This is a genomic window from Nonomuraea sp. NPDC001684 (assembly GCF_053596515.1).
On record NZ_JBSFGJ010000526.1, the window covers coordinates 1 to 6,027 of the forward strand.

The 6,027-nt window shown below is 68.1% G+C and carries 7 protein-coding genes; 3 read left to right on the forward strand and 4 right to left on the reverse strand.

Annotated elements, in window-relative coordinates:
* Positions 1 to 32: 32 nt before the first annotated feature.
* On the reverse strand, positions 33 to 323 hold the full coding sequence (locus ACWCSD_RS46040) for a hypothetical protein (RefSeq protein WP_352326027.1): 291 nt from the start codon (positions 321 to 323) through the stop codon (positions 33 to 35).
* Between the two features lie 456 nt (positions 324 to 779).
* On the opposite strand from ACWCSD_RS46040, the gene ACWCSD_RS46045 reads away from it, so the two are divergent.
* Positions 780 to 1,352 carry an SGNH/GDSL hydrolase family protein gene (locus ACWCSD_RS46045; RefSeq protein ID WP_397156726.1) on the forward strand — a complete coding sequence of 191 codons (573 nt, stop codon included), beginning with the start codon at positions 780 to 782 and terminating at the stop codon, positions 1,350 to 1,352.
* Between the two features lie 30 nt (positions 1,353 to 1,382).
* Here the strand turns inward: ACWCSD_RS46045 and ACWCSD_RS46050 are convergent, their stop codons facing one another.
* From ACWCSD_RS46050 to ACWCSD_RS46060, 3 genes are all read right to left on the reverse strand, one after another.
* Positions 1,383 to 1,715: a hypothetical protein gene (locus tag ACWCSD_RS46050; RefSeq protein ID WP_397156724.1), complete on the reverse strand. Its 333-nt coding sequence runs from the start codon at positions 1,713 to 1,715 to the stop codon at positions 1,383 to 1,385.
* Between the two features lie 35 nt (positions 1,716 to 1,750).
* Positions 1,751 to 2,266, reverse strand: a complete 516-nt coding sequence (locus tag ACWCSD_RS46055; RefSeq protein WP_449925003.1) for an SET domain-containing protein — start codon at positions 2,264 to 2,266, stop codon at positions 1,751 to 1,753.
* 486 nt (positions 2,267 to 2,752) lie between these two features.
* Positions 2,753 to 3,127 carry a nuclear transport factor 2 family protein gene (locus ACWCSD_RS46060; RefSeq protein WP_387675235.1) on the reverse strand — a complete coding sequence of 125 codons (375 nt, stop codon included), beginning with the start codon at positions 3,125 to 3,127 and terminating at the stop codon, positions 2,753 to 2,755.
* Positions 3,128 to 3,426: 299 nt separating this feature from the next.
* Here ACWCSD_RS46060 and ACWCSD_RS46065 point away from each other — a divergent pair, with 299 nt between their 5' ends.
* A complete protein-coding gene (locus ACWCSD_RS46065) occupies positions 3,427 to 5,151 on the forward strand; it encodes an enoyl-CoA hydratase-related protein (protein WP_397156719.1) in 1,725 nt (574 codons plus the stop codon).
* A gap of 16 nt (positions 5,152 to 5,167) precedes the next feature.
* Positions 5,168 to 6,027 (forward strand): helix-turn-helix domain-containing protein (locus tag ACWCSD_RS46070; protein WP_449925008.1); only part of this gene is annotated, 860 nt, incomplete at its 3' end.

Genomic DNA, 6,027 nt, shown 5'->3' on the forward strand with positions numbered 1-6,027 from the left:
CACGTTCTGTACGGTATGAGCAGTTTGTCCGGCTAGAGGCGGTTCACGAAGCGGGAGGCGGCACGCTGGCTCATGCCGGTCTCGCCGCGTACCAGGAAGACGGCTTCCTGGATCTGGCCCAGGGCCTTGAGCTCCCGGGCCTGGTCCACCAGGTCGACGCTGGGGTTGGGGCGATTGCGGGGGCTCTTGGTGAACCGTACGGCCAGAATGATCAGCCAGATGACGGCGGCGACGATGACCGCGGTGAGTGCGACGAGGCCGGCCGTCGAGGCGGCCAGAGCCGGCGGGGCGGCGAGGAGCTGGCTGGACGTCAGGCTGGGCATGGTGGAAATCTGCCCGGCGGGTGACTGTTCATGCGGGGTGTCTTTGCTGCGTCGTGGCGTTGGCTGGTTGCTCGATAATGAACATTATGTCAAGTAGAGCTGATCGAGGGCCTCCTCCGCGCTTCCGGTCGCGGGTGGGTGTGCCGTCGCGGTGGTGGTCGGCTGCGTTCGGCGGCTGCGCGGATCGAACTCGGGTGCGATCGCTGTCGTGCTCCCCGCCGGAGGGTCTGCGCGTACGTGGCGGATGGGCGATCCGCTTCTGGCGCCTGAGGCTCGGCGGCGCGGTTCGGCCTCCCCTTTGCGGATGAGGCCGACGGGCGGTTGTGTCGGCGGCGCTACCTTTCGATGGTTGTCCAGCGTTCGTTCGTAGCGCTACTCCCCCGTGCAGGGTGGTCGGGGCGGTGATCGTCTAGCCTTTCGTGCGGCATTGTCGTCGTCTGGGGTGTGGTGATCGGGATGAGCACGGTGTGGTTGTTCACGGGTGACAGCGTGACTCAGGGGGCGTTGCACACGTTCGGGTGGCGTGACTACACGCAGTTGTTCGCCGAGCGGGTGCGGTTCGAGCTGAACCGGCCGTCCGATGTGGTGATCAACACCGGGGTGAGTGGTCAGAAGGTCTCTGAGCTCGATGTGGAGAACGCGGTGTTGCGTCATCGGCCTGATGTGGTGGTGCTGATGTTCGGGCTGAACGACTGTGGGGCGGGGTCGGCGGGTCTTGCGGCTTTTGCCCGTGACTATGCCGCGGTGGTTTCCCGGGTGCGGGAGGCGGGGGCGAAGGTGGTGCTTCAGACGCCGAATCGGGCGCCGGAGTCCGGCTGGGCTGATCTGCCGGCTTATGCCGAGGTGGTGCGCTCGCTGGAGGCGGACGTGTTGGTGGATCATCATGCGGCCTGGGACGGTGGCGAGCATTGGATGGGGTCCGGGTGTCATCCCAATGAGTACGGGCATCGGGCGTTGGCGAGGAATCTGCTGCGGGCGCTCGGCCTGTGGGAGCCGGTGGGGGTGAGTGGGTCTTTGTTCATCCCGTGAGGGGCGCTGGGGTGGTGGGGCCCGCGCTTCTCAGGACGGGATGGGTGGGCACTCGAGGACTTCGATCGAGTTGCCGGGCATCAGGGCGATGTGAGGGTGGTCGCTGAAGAGCTGTGCCGCGTCTTGGTGGGTGTCGGCCTCCACGATCGCGTATCCGGTCTTGGCGTCGGTGAAGTCCTCGATGCCGTGGGTCGTCACCAGTTTCTTGCGGAAGAGTGGTGCTCCGGGGTCGATCAGGGCGTGCTCGTTCTTCTGGGCCCATGCCGCCCATGCGTGCATGAACTCGTTCTGCTGCTGCTCGGTGAGTTCGGCCTTGTCGGCGTTGTCGGCGGCGCCGTTGAGGACGGCGAGGAACTTGGCCATGTGCAGAGGGTAGCTCACGGGCGCGGAGGCGTGGGCTAGGTGCGCGGTTGTTCCTGGTTGATGCGGTTGAGCAGGGGTGGGCTCCAGTGGGTGCCGTAGGTGAGTTGGAGGTGTGGCAGTCGCCAGTCGTCGCCGGTGACGGTTTCCCGGCAGTTGGGTGTGGCGCAGTGGCAGGTCATGGACCAGGTGGCGAGGCCGCTGTGGGTGGCGTAGTCGATGGTGAGCTCTTGGCCGGGGGTGATGTGTGTGCGGGCGGTCAGGGTGGTGGCGTCGGTGTGCCAGAGGTTGGGTTCGCAGGAGTGGTTGCCGTAGCGCGCCGGGTGGTCCGGGTCGAGGAGCAGGTGGAGGTTTTCCTGGACGGTGAGGCTGCTGTAGGGCGGGGTGAGGGTGGCCAGGGTGTGGTTGTCGATCAGGTGGCCGCCCAGCCGCATGACGGTTTCGCCTTCGTGGATGTGTTCGCGGGCGAACAGGCCGGTGCCGTGGATGGGTGAGAGGGTGGCGTGGGCGTGTGGTGTGAGCCAGGACTGGGGTGGATAGGGGTGGCTCGTCATCGGTGGTTCCCTGGGGTTGCTTGTGGGGTTGGTGGGAAGTTTTTTCGGGTGTTTCCGCCTTCATTGTGATCTTGGCGGGTGAATTGGGCATGGGGGTGTGATCTGGGGTTTTGTGGGGTGGTGGGGTGTGTGGCGGGGCTCTGTTGGGGGCTGACGGGGGCTTTGACGGCGTGTTGATTCACTGTCTTTGTCATGTTCGGTGGTTTTAGGGTAGAGCTCCTGCTATTCGCTCAGCGAGAGGAGCAGCACGTGGGGAACCAGTCGGTTTTATGTCCGGTGTGTCAGGGGGTTCTGCCTGCTTCCGACAGGGAGGCGTACACGCCGCTGCGGGGGCGGTTGATCCTGACGAACGGGTATTGCGGGGGTGGGCACGCCGAGCGGCGTGCTGAGGTGGCGGAGGTTGAGGAGACGCGGCAGGTGGCGCGTCCGTTGCCGGTCCCGGGGGTGGTGGCGCCGGTGCCGATGGGGCGGCGCTGAATTCTCTGCTTATCGGTGGCCTGGGGTGGTGTGCCAGTAGTCGCGGGTCTGTATGGCCAGGCCGTCGGGGTTGAAGCGGGCGAAGACGCAGCCCGCGAGGGTGACGGGGTGGCCGTTGTCGAGGGCGTGGACCCGGTATTCGATGGCGGCCTGGTCGCCGTCGACGATGGGGGTGGTGAAGGTGACGTGGGGGTCGCTTTCGCCGGTGAAGGATTGCCGGATGTAGTCGGCGATGGCGTCTTTTCCGTGGTGGGGTGGGCGGAAGGGCATGCTGGTGTGGGTGGCGTCGTCGCTGTAGAGGGCGATGATGGCGGTGGTGTCGTGGTGGGTCCAGCCGTGTTGCCAGGTGTCGGCGAAGTGCTGGGCGGCGGCGCGGGTGTCCATGTGATCCATTGTGGGGCGGGTTGTCCCTTGCGGTGGGTTTCGGGTGGGGTTGCTGGTCGGGGTTGAGGTGTCTCCCCCGCCAGGATTTTTCCGGGCATATCAGGGCAATTTGGCTGCTCAGCCTGGCTGTCTGTGGTGATTTGTCAGCATCGGTGGAAGATTCGTGTCAACATCTAGAGATGCCTGGGCCTCATGGGACTGCCGTTAATGCCGGTACTGGCGGTGTTCGTCCGCTCACGATCGGTTGACGCCTCTCCCCTGCCCGCTGCCCTTGACGTCTCGGTGAAGGAAGTTCCGCGTTGCGCATCCTGCTCCTGTGTTCCTCGTTCAACGGCCTGACCCAGCGTGCCTGGCTGGAGCTGCGGCGGGCCGGCCATGATGTGAGCGTCGAGCTGGCGATCTCCGAGCGGGTCATGGTGGAGGCGGCCGAGCTGGTCAAGCCGGACCTGGTCATCTGCCCGTTCCTGAAGGAGCGGGTGCCGGAGGCGTTGTGGCGCGGGCACCGTACGGTGATCATCCATCCGGGGCCGCCCGGGGACCGGGGGCCGTCGTCGCTGGACTGGGCGATCGCCGAAGGCGAGCGCGAGTGGGGGGTGACGGCGCTGCAGGCGGTGGAGGAGATGGACGCCGGCCCCATCTGGGGGTGGCGGACGTTCCCGATGCCGTCGGAGCCGCCGCGCAAGTCGGCGCTGTACAACGGGCCGGTGGCCGACGCGGCGGTGGAGCTGGTGGCCGAGGTCGCGGGCAAGGCGGCCGATCCGTTGTTCGCGCCGGCGCCGCTGGACTACCGCTCCCCCGAGGTGACGGGGCGGCTGCGGCGGCCGATGCGGCACGCCGACCGGGAGTTCTCCTGGGAGCAGCCGGCCGAGGAGATCGTGCGGCTGGTGCGGGCGGCTGATGGGGCGCCGGGCGGCCGGGCCCGGTTGTGCGAATTGCCGGTGCGGGTGTTCGACGTGCACAGGGGTCCCGATCTGGCCGGCGCGCCGGGGGCGGTGGCGGCCCGGCGTGAGGGTGCGGTGCTGGTGCACACCGGTCAGGGAACCGTGTGGGTGGGCCACCTGCGCCTGGAGGCGGGCGCAGAGGCGGGCTCGCAGGTGAGTGGCGTGAAGCTGCCGGCGACGATGGTGCTGGGTGAGCGGCTGGCGGGTGTGGGTGAGCGGGCCGGCTACAGCGAGATCACCTACGAGCGCGGCGAGGAGGTCGGGGTGGTGAGCTTCGACTTCTACAACGGCGCGATGTCCACCGATCAGTGCCGGCGGCTGGCGGCGGCGTTGCGGTACGCGGCGGCGCAGGACACGCGGGTGCTGGTGGTGCGCGGCGGCGAGGTGTTCTCCAACGGCATCCACCTGAACGTGATCGAGGCGGCGCGCCATCCGGAGCTTGAGGCGTGGATGAACATCAACGCGATCAACGCGGTGTGCCGGGAGATCGTGGCGTGCACGTCGCAGCTGGTGGTGACGTCGATCGCGGGGAACGCGGGGGCGGGCGGGGTGATGATGGGGCTGGGCGCCGACCGGGTGATCGTGCGGGAGCCGGTGGTGCTCAATCCGCATTACCGGACGATGGGGTTGTTCGGCAGTGAGTTCTGGACGTACGTGCTGCCGCGGCGGGTGGGGGCGCAGGCGGCGGCTGAGCTGACCGGGCGGGCGTTGCCGGTGGGGGCCGCCGAGGCGGTGGAGCTGGGGCTGGCCGATCGGGTGGCGGGCGGGTCGCGGCAGGAGTTCGAGCGGCGGGTGGTGGACTTCGCGCACCGGCTGGCCCAGGACTCCTCCTACGAGGCGTTGCTGGCGGCGCGGCGGCAGGCACGGGAGGCCGACGAACGGCGCAAGCCGCTGGACGCCTACCGGGCCGAGGAGCTGGCGGAGATGAGCCGGGACATGTTCGACGACCGCAACGGGTTCCGGGAGGCGCGCCGGGCGTTCGTGGGCAAGGCGCGGGCGCAGGCCACTCCCCCGCATCTGGCGGGTCATCGGGAGCTGTCCGGCGCGTCGGGACCCGGGGTCGCGGCGGCATCTCATATGTGAGATATGGTCGTGTGTTGTGGCAGATGATTACCTTGTGCGGATCGGCCGGCTCATCCGGGATGCGCGTCAGCATCGCGGTTGGACGCAGCTTCAGCTGGCCGATGCGCTGGCGACGAGTCAGAGCGCGGTCAACCGGATCGAGCGCGGCAACCAGAACATCAGTCTTGAGATGATCGCCCGGATCGGGGAGGCGCTCGACAGCGAGATCGTGTCCCTGGGGTATGCCGGTCCGATGCATCTGCGGGTGGTGGGCGGGCGCCGGCTGTCGGGCAGCATCGACGTCAAGACGTCCAAGAACGCCTGTGTGGCGTTGTTGTGCGCGTCGCTGCTGAACAACGGCCGCACGATCTTGCGCAAGGTGGCGCGGATCGAGGAGGTCTACCGGATCCTGGAGGTGCTGGCCTCGATCGGGGTGCGGGCGCGGTGGATCAACGAGGGCAGTGACCTGGAGATCGTGCCGCCGGCCCGGCTGGAGCTGGAGGCGATGGACACCGAGGCGGCCCGCCGTACCCGCAGCGTGATCATGTTCCTGGGGCCGTTGATGCACCGTACGGGGGAATTCCAGATCCCGTACGCGGGCGGCTGCGACCTGGGCACGCGTACCGTCCAGCCGCACATGTCGGCGCTGAAGCACTTCGGGCTGGACATCACCGCGACGGGCGGTTTCTACCACGCCAAGGTGGACGGCGGCGCCGCCCCGGCGCGGCCGATCGTGCTGACCGAGCGCGGCGACACCGTGACGGAGAACGCGCTGCTGGCCGCGGCCCGGCATCCGGGGGTGACGGTGATCCGCAACGCCTCCTCCAACTACATGGTGCAGGACCTGTGCTTCTTCCTGGAGCAGCTCGGCGTGCGGGTGGAGGGCATCGGCACCAG

Coding starts and splice junctions, on each gene's coding strand:
- ACWCSD_RS46040 (WP_352326027.1), bottom strand. CDS start 323: ATGCCCAGCCTGACGTCCAGCCAGCTCCTCGCCGCCCCGCCGGCTCTG.
- ACWCSD_RS46045 (WP_397156726.1), top strand. CDS start 780: ATGAGCACGGTGTGGTTGTTCACGGGTGACAGCGTGACTCAGGGGGCG.
- ACWCSD_RS46050 (WP_397156724.1), bottom strand. CDS start 1,715: ATGGCCAAGTTCCTCGCCGTCCTCAACGGCGCCGCCGACAACGCCGAC.
- ACWCSD_RS46055 (WP_449925003.1), bottom strand. CDS start 2,266: ATGACGAGCCACCCCTATCCACCCCAGTCCTGGCTCACACCACACGCC.
- ACWCSD_RS46060 (WP_387675235.1), bottom strand. CDS start 3,127: ATGGACACCCGCGCCGCCGCCCAGCACTTCGCCGACACCTGGCAACAC.